Below are 1,308 nucleotides of genomic sequence, written 5' to 3' on the forward strand. Positions count from 1 at the left end.
GGACAGGCGCAGCGAGGCGGCGTAACGGGTAGTGGAAATGGGCGACAGGGGCATGGGCGGATACGCGATTTCGTGGCCCGCCGGTCGTGGAAGCGACCGGCAGCGAAGAACAAGGGGGGCACAAAGAGTAAACGACACGCCTGAACCCCGTTGGCACAGGGAGCGCCAGCGCCGCTTCGAACCGGTATCGCGCAATCGCAACAACGACAATCCACGACACGCCGCGGACCGTGATGGAAACGGCGAAAAATCCAGGTGCATCGGGCCGATGGTGACAACACCGCCGCGCAGGTATCGTTGCGGTCCGGTCATTCCGTATTTTCCTCCCGCACTGCAAGACCGCCCAGTCAACCTGCCCCACTTTCCCTATGAGTACACCCGTGGACATCGCTACTTCCGCGTCACCTCCCGACTTGTTGAGCGGTCTTTCCGAGGCGCAGCGCGATAGCGTTCTTTCACAGATGCGACGGGTGGAGCTGCACAAGGGCGAGCACCTGGTGCGCCAGGGCGACAGCGCCGACCACGTCTATTACGTGCTGCGTGGGCGCTTCGAGGTCTTGCTCGATGGCCGGCATCTGGTGGCCGAGATCGGTGCCGGCGAGCCGGTCGGGGAGATCGCGTTCTTCGGCGGCCTGAGCCGCACTGCCGATGTGGTGGCCAGCCGTGATTCGGAAGTACTGGAACTGAGCCGCGAGAATTTTGATCGCCTGGCGGCGGCCCAACCGGACTTCATCCAGTCGATCCTGCGCACGCTGGGGCGACGGCTGGCAGCCACCACCGCCGCCGCATCGGCGCTGGCACCGCGCATCGCCGATGCTGTCGGCCTGTGTGCGGCCGGCCAGTCGGCAGTGCCCGAATCACTGGTGGCCGATCTGGTGCAGGCGCTGCGCGACAGCGGCAGCCGCGTCTGCGTGCTGCGCGCCCGTGACCTGCCTGGCGATGTGGCCGCGGACGATGAGCGCCTGATGTCGCAGTGGCTGGGGGGGCAGGAACAGCGCGGCAGCACACTGCTGCTGGTCAGTGGTGACGGCAACCCGGCATGGGATCGCGCCGCGCTGCGTCACTGCGACCACCTGCTGCTGTGTGGCCGGCTGGATGAAGCCAACGCCGGCCCGGTGGCGCTGGGCGAGCTGGAGCGTTACGCCGCCCCTCTGTTCCGCCCACGCCAGACCAGCCTGCTGTTGTGGCGGGAGCAGTCCGGCACGGCCATCGCCCATACCCGGCACTGGCTGCAGGGGCGTGCGCTGCACCTGCATCACCATGTCGCGCTGGACCGGCCAGGTGACTTCGGCCGTGTTGCCCGCCTGC

General features: G+C 67.4%; 1 protein-coding gene. It reads left to right on the plus strand.

Annotated elements, in window-relative coordinates:
* Window positions 1-380: 380 nt before the first annotated feature.
* A partial coding sequence (locus JCM9942_RS16170) for a cyclic nucleotide-binding domain-containing protein (RefSeq protein ID WP_218185515.1) occupies window positions 381-1,308 on the plus strand: 928 nt, incomplete at its 3' end.

Source organism: Stenotrophomonas pictorum JCM 9942 (assembly GCF_001310775.1).
In the GTDB taxonomy this organism is placed as follows: Bacteria; Pseudomonadota; Gammaproteobacteria; order Xanthomonadales; family Xanthomonadaceae; genus Stenotrophomonas; species Stenotrophomonas pictorum.